The following is a 15,215-nucleotide window of genomic DNA, read 5'->3' as shown; positions in this document are numbered from 1 at the left end:
GCAGGATCGTAGGGGCGCGGTGCACAGCGGCACCGCCGGAAGCAAGGGAGCATCCATGTCGGGACCGAGCGTGCTGTTCATCGGCGGCAGCGGCATCATCAGCGCCGCGTGCGTCCGCGAAGCCGTCGAGCAGGGGTTCGACGTCACCGTGCTCAACCGGGGCACGACCGACAAGCGGCCGATCCCGGAGAGCGTCACGCGCCTCCAGGCCGACGTGTCGGACCGCGCCGCGCTCGAGGCGGCGATCGGCGACCAGCGCTGGGACGTCGTCATCGACTTCGTGGCGTTCACGCCCGACCAGGTGCAGCGGGACGTCGAGGTGTTCACGGGGCGGACGAACCAGTACGTCTTCATCTCGTCGGCCTCGGCGTACCAGACGCCCGCGACGCACCTGCCGATCACCGAGTCGACGCCGCTGAAGAACCCGTTCTGGCAGTACTCCCGCGACAAGATCGCGTGCGAGGACCTGCTCACGAAGGCCTACCGGGAGGACGACTTCCCGATGACGATCATCCGCCCGTCGCACACGTACGACGAGACCCTCGTGCCGTTCTCCGGCGGGTGGACGGTGCTCGGGCGCATGCGCGCGGGGAAGCCGGTCGTGGTGACCGGTGACGGGAGCTCGCTGTGGACGATCACGCACGCGCGGGACTTCGCGGTCGGGTTCGTCGGACTGCTCGACCGTGCCGAGGCGATCGGCGAGGCGTTCCACATCACGGGCGACGAGGCGCCGACCTGGAACCAGATCGCCCACGAACTCGCGGCCGCCGCCGGCGTGGAGGACCTGCAGCTCGTGCACGTCCCCGCCGACGCCATCGACGCCCTCGATGCCGACTGGGGTGCGAGTCTGCTCGGCGACAAGGCGAACACCTCGGTGTTCGACAACACGAAGGTGCAAACGCTCGTGCCGGAGTTCGCGCAGTCGACGTCGATCCGGCAGGGTGCGCGGGAGATCGTGGCGTGGTTCGACGCCGACCCGGCGCGTCAGGTGACGGACGAGCACCTCGACGGGCTGATGGACCAGCTCGTGGAGCGGTGGCAGGTGCGCTGACGCGCGGCAGGACGGACGGGAGGCGCGGTGCCGGCTGGCACCGCGCCTCCCGTCCGTCAGGTGGCCGCGTCTAGCGCGCGGCCAGCACCTCGCCGAGGGTCCCGATCGCGAGACGAACCTCGTCGTCGGTGACGACGAGCGGCGGCGCGAAGCGGATCGTCGAGCCGTGCGTGTCCTTGACGAGCACGCCGCGGTCGGCCAGGTCGTGCGCGATCTCCTTGCCGGTGCCGAGCGCGGGGTCGATGTCGATCCCCGCCCAGAGGCCGGCGACCCGGTGCGCCACGACGCCCCTGCCGACGAGCTCGTCGAGCAGCCCGCGCAGGAGCGGCTCGCCGTCGAGCGCGCGCTGCTGGAACGTGCCCTCGTCGAGCATCGCGACGACCTCCGCCCCGACGGCGGCGGCGAGCGGGTTGCCGCCGAAGGTCGAGCCGTGCTCGCCCGGACGGAGGACACCGAGCACCTCGCGGGCACCGACGACCGCGGACACCGGGACGATGCCACCGCCGAGGGCCTTGCCGAGCGTGACGAGGTCCGGCCGGACACCGACGCGTTCGACCGCGAGGGTGTGCCCGGTGCGACCGAGCCCGGACTGGATCTCGTCGGCGACGAACAGCGCGCCGAACTCGTCGCAGACCTCGCGGACGGCCGGCAGGTAGTCGGCGGGCGGGATGACGACCCCGCCCTCGCCCTGGATCGGCTCGAGCAGCACGGCGACGACGGTCTCGTCCATCACCGCCCGGAGGGCCTCGGCGTCGCCGTACGGCACCGTGCGGAAGCCCGGCGTGTACGGGCCGAAGTCCTCGCGGGCCGAGGGGTCGTCCGAGAACGACACGATCGTCGTGGTGCGCCCGTGGAAGTTCCCGGACGCGACCACGACGGTGGCCTGTCCGGCCGGGACGCCCTTGACGCGGTAGCCCCACGCACGCGAGACCTTGATCGCGGACTCGACGGCCTCGGCACCGGTGTTCATCGGCAGGACGAGGTCGGCGCCGGTCAGGGCGGCGAGCGCCGAGGCGAACGGGCCGAGCCGGTCGTTCACGAACGCGCGGCTCGTCAGGGTGACCCGGTCGAGCTGGGCGCGGGCGGCGTCGAGCAGGCGGGGGTTGCCGTGGCCGAAGTTCACCGCGGAGTACGCGGCGAGTCCGTCCAGGTAGCGCCTGCCGTCGACGTCCGTCACCCATGCCCCCTCACCGGACGCGATGACGACCGGCAGCGGGCTGTAGTTGTGGGCGAGGGAGCGGTCCTCGACGGCGAGGGCGGCTGCGGTGGCGTCGCCGAGCGCGCTGGCGTCGCCGAGCGCGCCGGCACCCTGGTGGGTGCCGGCTCCGGTCGTGGTGCCCATGGCTACCGCGCGACCGAGGTGCCGGTGCCGACGGGGTGCAGGTCGAGCGTGCAGCACTTCACGCCGCCGCCGCCGAGCAGGAGCTCGGACAGGTCGACGCCGATCGGGTTGTAGCCCTTCTCGCGCAGCTGCTCGGCGAAGGTCGTCGCACGCGACGCGATCACGACGTTGTACCCGTCGGAGTACGAGTTGAGGCCGAGGATCGCGGCGTCCTCCTCGGTCGCGATGATCGCGTCCGGGAAGCGCTCGCGCAGGATCACCAGCGAGGGCTCGTCGAACGCGCTCTCCAGGTAGGCGATGTTCGACCGGCCGGACGCGTCGGGCTCGGGGTCGAGCACGGCGATGGCGGTGTCGAGGTGGTAGAAGCTCGGGTTGATCAGCTTGAGGGTGACGACCTCGCGGCCGTAGATGCGGGCGAGCTCCTCGTGCGAGGTGCTGTCGGAGCGGAACCCGGTGCCGGCGAAGATCGTGTCGCCGATGAGCAGGAAGTCGCCCTCGCCCTCGTTGGTCTCCTCGGGCTCGGCGACGGTGAGGCCGGCGCTGCGGAACCACTCCATGTACGCGGGACCCTCGGGCTGGCGCTCGGGGTACTGGAACTTCGCGCCGTACGCGACGCCGTCGAGCACGAAGCCGCCGTTGGCCGCGTAGACCATGTCCGGCAGACCCTCGATCGGCTCGATGTACGAGATGTCGAAGCCGAGCTGCTCGTAGACGTCGACGAGCGACTGCCACTGCTCGACGGCCTTCGACGTGTCGGTCGGCTCCTCGGGGTGCATCCACGGGTTGATCCGGTAGCTCACCGTGTAGTGCGTCGGCTTGCACATCAGGATCGTGCGCTTCGTGGCGACACGGGCCGGTGCTGCCTGCGGTTCGGTTGCGGTGTTCGACATCAGTTCCTCCTGGAAGGGACCGGGGCCCGAGCCTGCCAGGAACCACCACTCGTGAAGAGCTCCGGCGAGATGCAGGCTCACTCACCGCAGCGGACCAGGTCGACGCCGTTGCGATCCTCGCACGGATGGGCGCGCGCGTCGGGTCACGACTGGATCTCGGCTGGCACCCGTTCGGGTGACGCACGAATCATGCGTCGGACCCGGCTGCCTCGCAAGAAGCCCGCGTACGATGTTCGGCGATGGACACCCTCGACCACCGCATCCTGGACCAGCTCCGGGAGAACGCCCGCGCCGGGTACGGCGACATCGGGTCGGTGGTCGGACTCTCGGCCTCCGCCGTCAAGCGCCGCGTCGACCGGCTCGTGGCCGACGGGGTCATCCAGGGCTTCACGATCAAGGTCGACCCCGCCGTCGAGGACCGCGGCACCGAGGCCTGGGTCGAGCTCTACTGCCGCGGCACGGTCTCCCCCGACGAGCTCCGCACGCTGCTCGACACCGTGCCCGAGGTCGTCGACGCCGGCACGGTCACGGGCAGCGCCGACGCCGTCGTGCACATGCGTTCGCGGGACCTGTCGGCCCTCGAGCTCGCGCTCGACCGGGTGCGCCTCGCACCGCAGGTGGACCACACGCGCAGCGCGATCGTCCTGTCGAAGCTCGTGAGCCGCGAGTCCGCCTGACGCAGCGCGCGTAGGGTCGCGGTCGTGGGACACAGGAGGACGGCCGGGAGGCGCGGCGCGGCTCCCACGCGTCCGCCGGCGGCCCGGCGTCTGGTCACCGCGGCGGCCGTGGCCTACCTGGCGAACTGCCTGTGGGGCACCGCGGTCGCGGTCCGGGTGATCCGGACGAGGAAGCTCCGTGTCGTGCACCACGGCCTGTTCGTCGTCACCGCCGCCCTGACGGGCGCCGCCGCGACGACCCCGCTCTGGACGCGCGACCGGTCCGCCCTGTTCCTGCTGCCCGCGCTCGTCCCCCTCGCGGTCGCTCCACGCACCGACCCCCGTGCCGGAGCACACTGGAAGGTCGCGGTCGCCGCGGCACCGTCCTACCTGGGGGCGCTGCTCGCACGCGGCCGGCGAGGAGGGTGATCCGTGGAGCTGTTCGAGGCGATCCGACGACGACGGACGACCAACGGGGCGTTCCTGCCCGACCCGGTGTCCGAGGAGCACCAGCGGCTCCTCGTGGAGCTCGCCGGGCGCGCACCGTCGCAGCTCAACAGCCAGCCGTGGCGGTTCGTCATCGTCGAGGAGCGCGACACGATCGACCGGATCGCGGACATCAGCGGACGATCGATGACCCGGACCATGGCCGAGGGGTCGTTCTTCAGCCGCTACCGGCCGTACTTCCGGTTCTCGCAGGCCGAGATGGACGAGCGCCGCGACGGCATGCTGTTCGACAAGCTCCCCGGACCGCTCAGGCCCTTCACGAAGCAGGTCTTCACCCGTCGCGGCCAGCTGCTCATGAACGCGCTGCGCGTCCCGCAGACCCTCGGCGAGGAGAACCGGAAGCTCGTCGCCGGCTCGCCGCTCCTGCTCGGCGTGATGCTCGACCGCGACGAGTACCGGAAGGAGGCGCGCAACGCCTTCTACTCCGTCTTCAGCATGGGCGCGGCGATGGAGAACGTCTGGCTCGCGACGACCGAGCTCGGCCTCGGGATCCAGTTCGTGTCGTTCCCGATGGAGATCGAGGAGGCGTGGGCCGAGGTCGAGGACCTGCTGGCCGTCCCGCCGGAGCTCGAGCTCATGGCCGTGTACCGGATCGGGTACCTGCCGCCGGAGCGCCGACGACCCGCCATCGACTGGGTGTCGAACGAACGGAAGCGCCCGTCGCAGTACGTGTTCCGCGGGACCTGCGCGACCCCGCAGACCGGGTGGGACGACGTGTCGGAGGCGGGCGAGCCCGCGGAGAGGAGTGCCCCGTGACCGTGAGCCAGCCCGCCGGAGGTGCGCCCGACCTCCCGTCCGTCGCCCCCGGCCTGCCGGGCCGCCCCTGGATCGAGCAGGCGTGGCGTGACGTCGTCTTCGTGCACTGGCGGGTCGACGCGTCCGCCGTCGCGCCGCTGCTGCCGAAGGGCGTGCGGCCGGACACGCTCGGGGCCGACGGCGTCGACGACGGGGTGACCACCTGGGTGGGCCTCATCGCGTTCTCGTTCGAGGACACCCGGTTCCCACCCGTCTCCGTCGGCCGCGTCGGTGACTTCGTCGAGATCAACGTGCGTGTCTACACGGTCGACGACCGTGGACGGCACGGGGTCGTGTTCCTGTCGCTCGACGCGGGGAAGCTCGCGCCGACGGTCGGGGCGCGCGTCGCGACCGGGCTGCCCTACTGGTGGGCGGTCGCGCAGCGGCGTCGCGGAGCCGGGCGCATCGCCTACGCGATGCGGCGGCACGGCACCCGCCTGCGGTCGCGCATCGAGGTCGCGATCGGCGACGAGGTCACGGCGCCGACCCCGCTCGAGACCTTCCTCACGGCACGGTGGGGCATGCACGTGCGACGGCTCGGCGCGACGCGCTTCTGGCCGAACGAGCACGAGCCGTGGCCGCTGCACCGCGCCACCGTCCGACGGCTGCAGGACGACCTGCTCGCGGCCGCCGGGCTGCCGTTCGGGCTGTCGGGGCTCGAGCCGGACTCGGTGCTGTACTCGCCGGGGGTGACGACGCGGTTCGGGATCGGGCGGTGACCACCAGCGGGCCGGGAGGCGGTGGTCACGCTGCTGGGACCCGTCGCGGCGGTGCGTGGGTACGGTTCGACGCGTGACCGGAGCATCGCAGCAGCAGGACGTCCGCCGACGAGCCGGATGGCTCCCGCAGGACCAGTCGGGACTCGAGGCGTGGCTCCGTGGTCGCCGGGACCGCCACCAGCACCGCGACCCCGACCGCGCGCTGCACCCCGCGGTGTCCGCCCTCCGGGACCTCGTCGAGGGCGACCCGGTCCTGCGGATGCACGCGCACCAGATGATCGAGCAGGTCCCCACCGGTCGCGAGTACCAGGACCGGCACCTCGAGTCGTTCGACGAGCTGCTCGAACTCGTCGACGAGGTGATCACGTCCGCACCGGAGTACAGCGACGAGCAGATGGTGATGACCCCGCTCGACGGTGTGCTCGACTGGACGAAGGCCACGCCGGCCGGCTTCGCGTTCTACCGGGACCCCCGGGTGAACGACGCGCTCCGCGCGATCCTGCAGGGCTGGTGCGACTTCCTGTCGAGCGACAAGTCGCTCGGGGTGCTCGTGGACGCGCCGTCGGGCTGGCTGAGCGACGCCGCTCGTCGTGCGGTCGGCCTGGACCAGTTCGTGTACGACTCGGACGACGAGCACGGGGGCTTCGGCTCCTGGAACGACTTCTTCACCCGTCGCCTGCAGGACGGCGAGCGTCCCGTGGCCGCTCCGGACGACGACGCCGTCGTGGTCAGTCCCTGCGAGGCCACGCCGTACCGGATCGCGAGCCGCGTGCACCGGCGCGACGCGTTCTGGGCGAAGGCCGAGCCGTACTCGGTCGAGGAACTGCTCGCCGGCGACGAGGCCACCGACCTGTTCGTGGACGGGACGGTGTGGCAGGCGTTCCTGAGCGCGCTCGAGTACCACCGCTGGCACAGCCCGGTGGGCGGGACGGTCCTCCGCGCCTGGGTCGAGCCGGGGACCTACTACTCCGAGGCGTCGTCGCAGGGAGCCGAGGCCGCCGAACCCCAGCTGTCCCAGGGGTACCTGGCGCACGTCGCGACACGGGCGATCGTGCTCGTCGACGCGGACGACCCGAGCATCGGCACCGTCGCGGTCGTGTTCATCGGCATGTCGGACGTGTCGTCCTGCGTGATCGGCGACGGCATCGAGCCGGGCGCCCGGGTCGGCAAGGGCGACGAGCTGGGGTACTTCCAGTTCGGCGGGTCCTCGGTGTGCGTGCTGTTCGGGCCGGACGTCGTGGAGTCGTTCTCGCTCGAAGCGCTGCCGCAAGCGCCGGACGAGGAGCCGGTGCTGCTGCACGTGCGGTCACACCTGGCGACGGCGAGGCGGGCGGCGGGCGACTGATCGCCCGCCCTCCTGCGGTCACTCGAGCGGGGCGCGGCTCGCTCGTCGGGCGTGCACCGTTGCCAGGACGGCGCTGAAGAGCGCACTCGCGCCTCCTCCGCCGACCCAGACCGCGGCGCGCCAGTCGGGGAGGACCGGCTGCTCCGGCAGCGCCAGACCCAGCACCACGAGGACGACGGAGCAGGCTGCCACCGCGAAGAACGCCCAAGCGACGGCTGTGTAGTCGAATCGTGGGACGGACCGCGCGAACCGCGTGGTCTGCGAGAAGCCAGCGATCACGCCGAACGCCGTGGCGAACGGGAGGCCGACCGCAAGGCTCGCGACCATGACCGTCGCGCCGAAGGTCACCCCGACGCTGATCCGCGTGCGGTGCAGATCCCAGGACGCACCCCAGCTCTGCTCGTCGTACCCGCGACGAGCGGCGACGAACAGGAGGACCGCGCCGGCGACCACGACGAGGGCGGTCACGACACCGACGACGAGGGCGAGCACGTCCCCGAAGGCAGCACCGACCACGACGCTCAGCGCGGCCAGGACGAGCGCGAGCACCGGGATGTCCCAGACCTCTCGCCACCGCGTGGGCGTGCGCAGCACCCAGCCGGGCGGTGTCTCCTCGACCGGGTCCTCGTCGCGCGTCTCCACCGCGCCATCATGCTCCCCGTGGTGCCGTGCCGGGGGACGCCCGCTGAGTCGGCGGTGACCGTGCTCCGCGTACAACGGACAGCATGACGCGCGTGGCAGTGGTGACCGGTGGTTCGGCTGGACTGGGACGGGCGACCGTCCGCGAGCTCTCCGCGCGGGGGTGGGACGTCGCCGTCCTCGCCCGAGGGGAGGACGGGGTCGCGGCCGCCGTCGCCGAGGTCGAAGCCGCCGGACGTCGCGGGCTCGCGCTGGTCGCCGACGTCGCCGACCGCCAGGCGGTCGAGGCCGCTGCCGACCGCGCCGAGCAGGAGCTCGGGCCGATCGACCTGTGGGTCAACTGCGTGATGGTCGGGGTCTTCGGACGGTTCCTCGACACCGAGGCCGACGACTTCGAACGCGCGCTCGACGTGAACTTCCTCGGCTTCGTGCACGGCACCCGCGCGGCACTGTCGCGGATGGTCCCGCGCGACCGCGGACACGTCATCCAGGTCGGGTCGGCGCTGGGCTTCCGCGGCATCCCGCTGCAGTCCGCCTACTGCAGCTCGAAGCACGCCATCGTGGGCTTCACCGAGTCGGTCGTGTCGGAGCTCTCCGCGCAGGGGAGCAAGGTGGCTGTGAGCCGTGTGGACATGCCCGCGCTCAACACGGTCCAGTTCAACTGGGTGAAGTCGCTGCTGCCGCACCACCCGCAGCCGGTCGCCCCGATCTACCAGCCCGAGGTCGGCGCACGCGCGATCGCCGCCACCGCCGAGCGGCCCCGACGCCGCACCTGGGTCGGCGAGTCGACGGTCTACACGATCCTCGGCAACCGGATCAGCGGTCGCTTCGCCGACTGGTACGCCGCGAAGACCCTGGTCAGCGGGCAGCAGGCCGAGCAGAAGGACGGCGAGTCCCTGCCGACCAACCTGTACGAGCCGGTCGCGGGTGACCACGGCGCGCACGGTGTCTTCGACGACTCGGCGCACGCGTGGTCGCCGCAGACCTGGTGGGTGGAACACCGCCGACTCGGCAACGGCATCATCGGCGCCGCACTCGGCGCCGCCGGAGCGCTTGCGATCGCCGCGGGGAAGCGCCGATGAGCCGCCGCAGCCGCCGGGCACGCACCGAGCGTGCGCACTGGGTCGAGGGACTCCGCGCGGGCATCGGGATCGCGCACCTGATCGCGTCGCGCGGTTCGACGGGGCGCGTCGCCGTCTTCGGTCGGGTCCTCGGCGTGCGGCAGCTCGCCCAGGCGGCGCTGCTCGTCCGCGCGGGCTCGCCCGAGGCGCACGTGCTGGGCGCCGCCGTGGACGCCACGCACGGCGTCTCGATGGTGCCGCTCATCGCGCTCGACCGGCAGACCCGCGGGTTCGCCGTCCGGCAGCTCGTGGTCGCGATCGTCCTGACGGCGCTCGAGGTCGGGCTCGTCGGCACGGGAGGGCGTCGCCACGGCCGACGGTGACACACGGCTGACCGCGGTCGGGCAGGCAGCCGACCGCGGCCCGGCCGCTACTCGACCTCGGTGACCGGACCCTCGTCCTCGACACCGGTCTCGTCCATGCGGTCCCGCAGGTGGTCGGCCATGGCCCCGGCACCCTCGTCGCCGTGGTCGTGCTCGACCTGCTCCACCAGCCCGGAGAGCTTCTCCTCGTTGGTGGCCTCGGTGGCACCGTCCATCACTGGGGCGGTCTGGACCTCGTCGTCGTTCGCTCGTGCGTTCATGCATCGGACGGTACGCCGCCCACCGCGGCGACCGCTCAGAGCCGCAGGCGGCTGAACGCCGTCGAGACGTCGCCGTGCCGGTGCGCCGCGACGGACACGGTCTGCTCGCGCAGGAAGTGCAGCATCTCGACCAGGCCGGACTCCACCACCGGGTCGTCGTGGATCGTCGTGTCCGTCCCGGCTCCGAGCGCCGCCTCGAGCGCACGCGGGTCGCCGCCGAGCAGCCGCACGCGGGAGCCGGGGCCGCCGAACGCCGTGTGGCGTCGCCGCTCGACACCCTGGGCGAGGACGAGGTCGAGCGGGTCGAGGTCCTGCTCCGCCCCGTCCGACCAGTCGTCCTGCAGCAGGGCGCCGGACGCGGCACGGGCCAGGAACGCTGCGTCGTCCTCGACCAGCTGGTCGACGACGTGGAGCGGGGACCGCGCCGCGGAGAACAGCGGCAGCAGCTCGGCCGGCAGCGGGCGGGCGGTGCTGAGGAGCACGTGCGCTCGTGCCGCGGTCGCCGCGACGAGCACACGGACGAGGTCACCGGCACCGACGCCCGTCGACTGACGGACGACCACGGACTGCGGTCGGAACCGGATGACGTTCCGCTCGACGACGAGGTCGGCCGTGTCCCGTGAGCGACCGTAGAGGGTCGCACGCGCTGCCGCGTCACTCTCGGCGCCCGCACGGACGCGGTCGAACTCCTCGAACGACAGCCCGGCGCGCGCGGCCTCGATGACCGCCGTCACGCGGTTCCCGAGCCCCTGCAACTGGATGCTGCGCTGGGCGGTGCGCGCCGTCGGCCGCCAGCGGTCCGCTCCGAGCACGGCGAGCGGGCCCCCGCGGTGCACGGTGGGTCCGACCGCGGTCCGCCGCCATCCGCCGACCGGCTGTCGCCCGGGTCGGGCGCCGGTGGTCGGACGGTCGACGACGAGCAGGCCGGCCCTGGTGCGGTCCGACCAGGTGGCGACCTCGTCCGGGTCGAGCGTGTGCAGGGCCGCGACGGAGCCGCCGTCGACGGCTTCTTGCAGGGCGAGCGCGTCCTCGAGCGTGTCGACGCGGACGACGTCCAGCACGGGAGCGGGGACCGCGGACCGGGAGTGGTCGGCAGTGGGGCGCACGCCCTCCCGGACGCCCGGGGACCACAGTCGCCCGGAGTCGTCGAGGGCGGCGGGTTCGACGAGCCACGACTCCCCCGGCCGCAGTTCGGTCAACGCCGTCCGGACCGGACCGGACGGCTCGGCGACGAGCGGCCCGACCTGCGCGGACGGGTCCGTCGGCCACGCCGTGCGCAACCCACGGACCGCGTCGGCGAGCTGGTCGCGGAAGTGGTCGCTCTCGCCGACGGACCCGACGAGCACGAGCAGCGACACGGCGGCCGCCGACTGCCCGGCACGGTCGAACGCCGACGCCACGACGTCGCGCGCCGCCTGGTCGAGGTCGGCCGACGGGGTCACCACCGCCGTCACGACCCCGGTCAGCTCGGCGACGAGGGGCAGGTCGGCCCGCCACCACCGGTAGGACCGCGCCGTCTCCGGTGCCCCGGTGAGCACGACCCGGTCGACGGCGGGGTGGGCGACGAGGTCCCGTGCGAGGTCGCTGCCGTCGAGGTCGACGAGCTGGAGCAGGGAGTGGGGCACCCCGGCGTCCCAGAGCACCTCGGCGAACACGGCACCGGCCCGGCGCGCGGCGGTCGCGGGCTGCAGCACCACACCGCTCCCGGCGGCCAGTGCCGTCAGGACGCCGTCGGCGGCGTCGACGAGCGGGGCACTCCACGACGGCACGACCACGGTGAGCCGTGGTGGTGCCGGCTGCGCACCCGTGACGTCGACCAGGTGCCGGGTGCGGTCGGCGGCGTGCACGGCCGCGTCGACGGCGCGACTGACCTCGCCGTCGGCCTCGGCCAGGGTGAACCCGAGCTCGGAGACGACCACCTCGACCAGGTCGGCACGATGGCGTTCGACGGCGTGGGCGATGAGGTCGAAGAGCTCCGCCCGGTCCTCCGGTTCCTGCCGGCCCCAGTTCGCCCCGGCCGAGGCCGTGCGGGCGATCATCCGCTCGAGCCGCCCGCGGTCCGTGGTGCGCGCGGCGCGGATGGTGGCGGCACCGCGCTGGGACCCCGGCACGCGGGCGAGGACCTCGGCCGCCCACTCGCGGTTCCCCGGGACCGAGGGATCGGTGTCGGGCGTGCTGCCGGACCGGTCGAGCAGCCCCGGGTCGCCGGGGGGCCGGCGACGGTCCTGGATGCGACGGGAGGTCGGTGCCGGACGGACGAGTGCGGCGACGCCGTCGACGTGCGCGGCCAGCCCGCGGTCGTCAGCGGCTGCGTCGTCACCGTCGGACGTGGCGGCGACACCGTCCGCGACCTCGCGCAGGCGCCGGGCGAGGAACGGCACGGCCGCGTCGTACTCGTCGGGGCGGACGAGCGGGACGCGGACGACGACCCGGCCGAAGGAACCGCGGAGAGCGTCCGCAAAGCGGGTGGTGCCGAGGAGGACCTCGGGCTCCACCGCGTCGAGCACGCCGCGGCGTTCGGCGAGGACGGACGCGGCCGCCAGCGCGAACGGGTCGGAGGTGGCGACCCCGACGTGCACGGCGTCGGTGCGCTCGGGATCGATCGCCCGGTCGAGCAGTCGCAGGAACGCGGTGTCCGTCGCCAGGCGGTCGGCGGTGACCGCGAGCGGGCGGCTCTGCAGGACGGCGTCCACCCGTTCGGTCGCGAGGAGCGTGCCCGTGCTGAGGCGGACCCGGACGGGCGCTCCCCCGGCGGCACGGCGGTCCTGCGCCCGGGCCGTCACCTCGTCGAACGCGTCGAGCGACTCGGGCAGCTCGGCCGGCAGGGTCACGCCGAGGGTGACCCCGGCGGTGCCGTCGACCCGGAGCAGGGCGCAGAGCACCCCGACGGTCCGCTCGAGGTCGTCCGCCCGTCCGCTCTGCAGCGTGACGACCGGTGGGGTCGGACGACCCGCGGCGGTGCGCACGAGCGGTTCGAGGTGCTCGACGGCGTCGGCGACGGCCGCGTCGAGGTCCCACGGCGAGGTCGACGGCAGCACCGCGTCGAGGTCGACCGAGACGGCGTCGACGTCCTGCTGCACGAGTTCGGTGATCGCCGCGAGCCGACGGTCGCGCCCGGCGGGTCCGAGGACGGCCGGGCCGAGCAAGTCGACGTCGACCCGGGTGTCGGGTCCGCCCACCCGAGCCAGGGCCGCCGGGGTCCTGGCGACGGTCGCGTCGACGACGAGGTGTCCGGCGAGTCGACGGAGGACGCGGCGCGCCGAGGGCACGACGGCCCACGGCGCCATCGTCGCGAAGCCGCCGCCGACGGTCACCGCCCCACGGAGCCACCACGCGAGGTCCTCCGGCACCGAGCGGCTCGCCCGTTCCAGGTTGCGCGCGACGACCCGCGGGTCCTCCGGCCGGACGACGACGTCGACGAACTCCCGCGCGAAGTCGCGCCCGCGCGGGTCGGCGAGCAGCTCGGCCAGGCGGGCAGCAGCGGGGTCCGTCCGGACGCCGCGGCCGGCGTCGATCCACCCCTGTGCCCGTGCCACCACGTCGTCGGTGCAGTCACGGAGGTGCGGGGAGGGCATGGAACGATCGTATTCCGGCCCCCCGACGTGACCTCTGAGTACGCCGGGCGCCGACTCGGAGCGAGCCGGACGGATCGGCCGTGTGCTCGGGACGTCCGCTGCTGGCTACGCTGGCGGTCATGGCGGACGACGCTGGCGCAGGGCACGACTGGGCGACGTGGGACGCGTTCCACGACGTCTGGCGGCGACTCGACCGCGCGCTCGACCACGCGGTGCAGGAGGGCGCGGGCATCTCGATCCCCGAGTTCGAGATCCTCATCGGTCTCCATCGCGCTCCGGATCGCCGACTGCGGGTGCGTGACGTCGCCGCCGGCATCGGCTGGGAGAAGTCCCGGGTCAGCCACCAGGTCACCCGGATGGTCGGTCGCGGCCTCGTCGAGCGGGCCGACTGCCCGACCGACGGTCGGGGCAGCTGGGTCACGATGACGACGGAGGGCCGCCGTGCGGTGCTGGCCGGCATCCGCGCGCACACCGCGGCACTCGAGCAGCTGTTCTGGAGGCCCGTGGGGACCGACGCGGACACCCTGCGGTCCGTCTCCCACCGCCTCCTCGACGCGCTCGGCCCCGCGGACCCCGAGGACTGACCGGGACCCGGCAGTCCAGCCCGTCAGCGCCCGGAGGGCGAGGACGCGACGTCGGCGAGCACCCGCGCCACCGCCGCGGCGACGGCGTCCGCCCGCTCGTGGTCGTCGGCGGTGAGCGTCACCACCGCGTCGGCCAGGGGGTCGAGGAGCACGAGCTGCCCGTACGCGCCGTGCAGCCGCCAGAGCCGTCCGGGCCCGCCCCACCCGGCGAGGGCGTAGCGGTCGTAGGCGGGCGAGGACCCGGCCGTCACCCAGTCGCCGTGCATCGCGTCCACGATCGCCGCGGGCACGACCGGTCGCCCGTCGACGGTCCCCCGGTCGCGGAGGAGTCGACCGATGCGCGCGACCTCGGCGGTCCGGAGCCACAACCCCCCGCCGGCGACGACGTGACCGAGCGGATCGCGGTCCCACACGACGTCGGCGATGCCGAGCGGGGTGAACAGGCGGTCCTGCACGAAGGCGCCGACGTCCCCGACCCGCTCGGCGAGTGCTCGGACGGCGGTGTACGTGCTGGCGTTCGCGTACTGGAACCGGCGACCCGGGGTGGGCCGTCCGAGGAACTCCCGCGCCAGGTCGGGCCAGTCCGTCGCCTGCGTCGGTGACCACGGCATGTCGATGCCGCTCGTCATGGTGAGGAGGTGCCGGAGGGTCACGTCCTGCACGCCCGGACCGAGTCCCACGTCGGGCAGCAGTGCGCCGACGGGTTCGTCGAGCGCGACGACACCGTCGTCGACGGCGATCCCGACGGCCAGGACGGCGACGCCCTTCGCCACCGAGTGGACGTCGCGGCGGACGTCGGCGCTCCAACGCTGCTCGGAGGTGTCGTCGCCGACGAGGACGTGCAGGCCGTGCGCCCGGAAGCCGGTGCGTTCGACCTCGGCGACGACGGCGTCGCGGACGGGTTCGGCGGTGTTCACGGCACCATCATCGCGGCCGGACCCCTCAACCCTGGCGGAGGATCGAGACGAGGACGAGGACCCCGACGACGATGTTGAACGCGGTGAAGACGAAGCCGAGGACGATCGCCCACCGGGCGAGCGCGCGACCACCCTCACCCGTCCTGTCGATGTCGCGCAGGGCCAGGAACCCGACGATCGACCCGACGAAGGCGACGAAGAATACGAGGACGAAGGCGACGACGGCGAGTGTGTTGACCCTCGGGGTCACGTCCTGGGGTGCGGTCACCACTCCATCCTGTCGTCGAGGCGCTGGGAGGCGGGATCGGGGTACGACGGAAGGCGCCGTCCTCGTGCGGGGGCGGCGCCTTCCGGTGGTGGTGCTGGGTGTTACTTGATCTGGGCGGTGATGGTGGCGGTGCCGACGAGCAGGCCACCCTTGACGGCGTCGGTCTTGAAGGTGTCGTTGAGCAGCTTCGCGGCGTCGTCGGAGACGTGGACGGTGGTGCCGG

The 15,215-nt window shown here is 73.3% G+C and carries 16 protein-coding genes; 9 read left to right on the top strand and 7 right to left on the bottom strand.

Annotated elements, in window-relative coordinates:
* The first annotated feature begins 55 nt into the window (after positions 1 to 55).
* The gene (locus Cus16_RS06290; protein ID WP_069711820.1) at positions 56 to 1,051 is read left to right on the top strand and encodes an SDR family oxidoreductase; all 996 of its coding nucleotides are present in this window, start codon (positions 56 to 58) and stop codon (positions 1,049 to 1,051) included.
* A 70-nt stretch (positions 1,052 to 1,121) separates the two neighbouring features.
* On the opposite strand, the gene rocD is transcribed toward Cus16_RS06290, so the two are convergent.
* Both rocD and ddaH read right to left on the bottom strand, forming a co-directional pair.
* Positions 1,122 to 2,393 carry an ornithine--oxo-acid transaminase gene (gene rocD, locus Cus16_RS06285; protein WP_069711819.1) on the bottom strand — a complete coding sequence of 424 codons (1,272 nt, stop codon included), beginning with the start codon at positions 2,391 to 2,393 and terminating at the stop codon, positions 1,122 to 1,124.
* A 2-nt stretch (positions 2,394 to 2,395) separates the two neighbouring features.
* Entirely contained in the window at positions 2,396 to 3,283 is an 888-nt protein-coding gene (gene ddaH, locus Cus16_RS06280; RefSeq protein WP_069711818.1) for a dimethylargininase, read from the bottom strand.
* Positions 3,284 to 3,522: 239 nt separating this feature from the next.
* Between ddaH and Cus16_RS06275 the strand changes: the two genes are divergently transcribed.
* From Cus16_RS06275 to Cus16_RS06255, 5 genes are all read left to right on the top strand, one after another.
* Complete coding sequence (locus Cus16_RS06275; protein ID WP_058741615.1) at positions 3,523 to 3,960, top strand: Lrp/AsnC family transcriptional regulator; 438 nt, start codon at positions 3,523 to 3,525, stop codon at positions 3,958 to 3,960.
* A 24-nt stretch (positions 3,961 to 3,984) separates the two neighbouring features.
* Positions 3,985 to 4,368, top strand: a complete 384-nt coding sequence (locus Cus16_RS06270) for a hypothetical protein (protein WP_141718848.1) — start codon at positions 3,985 to 3,987, stop codon at positions 4,366 to 4,368.
* A gap of 3 nt (positions 4,369 to 4,371) precedes the next feature.
* Complete coding sequence (locus tag Cus16_RS06265) at positions 4,372 to 5,202, top strand: nitroreductase family protein (protein ID WP_069711817.1); 831 nt, start codon at positions 4,372 to 4,374, stop codon at positions 5,200 to 5,202.
* The gene (locus Cus16_RS06260; RefSeq protein ID WP_223246545.1) at positions 5,199 to 5,960 is read left to right on the top strand and encodes a YqjF family protein; all 762 of its coding nucleotides are present in this window, start codon (positions 5,199 to 5,201) and stop codon (positions 5,958 to 5,960) included. The genes Cus16_RS06265 and Cus16_RS06260 overlap by 4 nt, the downstream gene beginning before the upstream one ends.
* A gap of 73 nt (positions 5,961 to 6,033) precedes the next feature.
* On the top strand, positions 6,034 to 7,305 hold the full coding sequence (locus Cus16_RS06255) for a phosphatidylserine decarboxylase family protein (RefSeq protein ID WP_069711816.1): 1,272 nt from the start codon (positions 6,034 to 6,036) through the stop codon (positions 7,303 to 7,305).
* Positions 7,306 to 7,323: 18 nt separating this feature from the next.
* On the opposite strand, the gene Cus16_RS06250 is transcribed toward Cus16_RS06255, so the two are convergent.
* Entirely contained in the window at positions 7,324 to 7,947 is a 624-nt protein-coding gene (locus tag Cus16_RS06250; RefSeq protein ID WP_069711815.1) for a hypothetical protein, read from the bottom strand.
* A gap of 83 nt (positions 7,948 to 8,030) precedes the next feature.
* On the opposite strand from Cus16_RS06250, the gene Cus16_RS06245 reads away from it, so the two are divergent.
* Together Cus16_RS06245 and Cus16_RS06240 are read left to right on the top strand one after the other, a co-directional pair.
* Positions 8,031 to 9,026, top strand: a complete 996-nt coding sequence (locus Cus16_RS06245; protein ID WP_069711814.1) for an SDR family oxidoreductase — start codon at positions 8,031 to 8,033, stop codon at positions 9,024 to 9,026.
* The gene (locus Cus16_RS06240) at positions 9,023 to 9,388 is read left to right on the top strand and encodes a hypothetical protein (protein ID WP_069711813.1); all 366 of its coding nucleotides are present in this window, start codon (positions 9,023 to 9,025) and stop codon (positions 9,386 to 9,388) included. Before Cus16_RS06245 ends, Cus16_RS06240 begins: the two co-directional genes overlap by 4 nt.
* 47 nt (positions 9,389 to 9,435) lie before the next feature.
* Here Cus16_RS06240 and Cus16_RS06235 read toward each other — a convergent pair whose 3' ends face one another.
* Positions 9,436 to 9,648: a hypothetical protein gene (locus Cus16_RS06235; RefSeq protein ID WP_069711812.1), complete on the bottom strand. Its 213-nt coding sequence runs from the start codon at positions 9,646 to 9,648 to the stop codon at positions 9,436 to 9,438.
* A 35-nt stretch (positions 9,649 to 9,683) separates the two neighbouring features.
* Positions 9,684 to 13,223, bottom strand: a complete 3,540-nt coding sequence (locus Cus16_RS06230) for a proline dehydrogenase family protein (RefSeq protein ID WP_069711811.1) — start codon at positions 13,221 to 13,223, stop codon at positions 9,684 to 9,686.
* 119 nt (positions 13,224 to 13,342) lie between these two features.
* Here Cus16_RS06230 and Cus16_RS06225 point away from each other — a divergent pair, with 119 nt between their 5' ends.
* Positions 13,343 to 13,807 carry a MarR family winged helix-turn-helix transcriptional regulator gene (locus Cus16_RS06225; RefSeq protein ID WP_069711810.1) on the top strand — a complete coding sequence of 155 codons (465 nt, stop codon included), beginning with the start codon at positions 13,343 to 13,345 and terminating at the stop codon, positions 13,805 to 13,807.
* A gap of 23 nt (positions 13,808 to 13,830) precedes the next feature.
* Here the strand turns inward: Cus16_RS06225 and Cus16_RS06220 are convergent, their stop codons facing one another.
* Both Cus16_RS06220 and Cus16_RS06215 read right to left on the bottom strand, forming a co-directional pair.
* Complete coding sequence (locus Cus16_RS06220; RefSeq protein ID WP_069711809.1) at positions 13,831 to 14,724, bottom strand: serine hydrolase domain-containing protein; 894 nt, start codon at positions 14,722 to 14,724, stop codon at positions 13,831 to 13,833.
* Between the two features lie 25 nt (positions 14,725 to 14,749).
* Entirely contained in the window at positions 14,750 to 14,992 is a 243-nt protein-coding gene (locus Cus16_RS06215; protein ID WP_069711808.1) for a DUF4190 domain-containing protein, read from the bottom strand.
* Between the last annotated feature and the right edge of the window lie 223 nt (positions 14,993 to 15,215).

The sequence above is a fragment of the Curtobacterium sp. ER1/6 genome, assembly GCF_001742745.1.
Lineage (GTDB): Bacteria > Actinomycetota > Actinomycetes > Actinomycetales > Microbacteriaceae > Curtobacterium > Curtobacterium citri.
Note: the sequence above shows the minus strand (reverse complement) of the source record. Positions and strands in the feature narration are given on the sequence as shown.

Coding starts and splice junctions, on each gene's coding strand:
- Cus16_RS06290 (WP_069711820.1), top strand. CDS start 56: ATGTCGGGACCGAGCGTGCTGTTCATCGGCGGCAGCGGCATCATCAGC.
- rocD (WP_069711819.1), bottom strand. CDS start 2,393: ATGGGCACCACGACCGGAGCCGGCACCCACCAGGGTGCCGGCGCGCTC.
- ddaH (WP_069711818.1), bottom strand. CDS start 3,283: ATGTCGAACACCGCAACCGAACCGCAGGCAGCACCGGCCCGTGTCGCC.
- Cus16_RS06275 (WP_058741615.1), top strand. CDS start 3,523: ATGGACACCCTCGACCACCGCATCCTGGACCAGCTCCGGGAGAACGCC.
- Cus16_RS06245 (WP_069711814.1), top strand. CDS start 8,031: ATGACGCGCGTGGCAGTGGTGACCGGTGGTTCGGCTGGACTGGGACGG.
- Cus16_RS06240 (WP_069711813.1), top strand. CDS start 9,023: ATGAGCCGCCGCAGCCGCCGGGCACGCACCGAGCGTGCGCACTGGGTC.
- Cus16_RS06235 (WP_069711812.1), bottom strand. CDS start 9,648: ATGAACGCACGAGCGAACGACGACGAGGTCCAGACCGCCCCAGTGATG.
- Cus16_RS06230 (WP_069711811.1), bottom strand. CDS start 13,223: ATGCCCTCCCCGCACCTCCGTGACTGCACCGACGACGTGGTGGCACGG.
- Cus16_RS06225 (WP_069711810.1), top strand. CDS start 13,343: ATGGCGGACGACGCTGGCGCAGGGCACGACTGGGCGACGTGGGACGCG.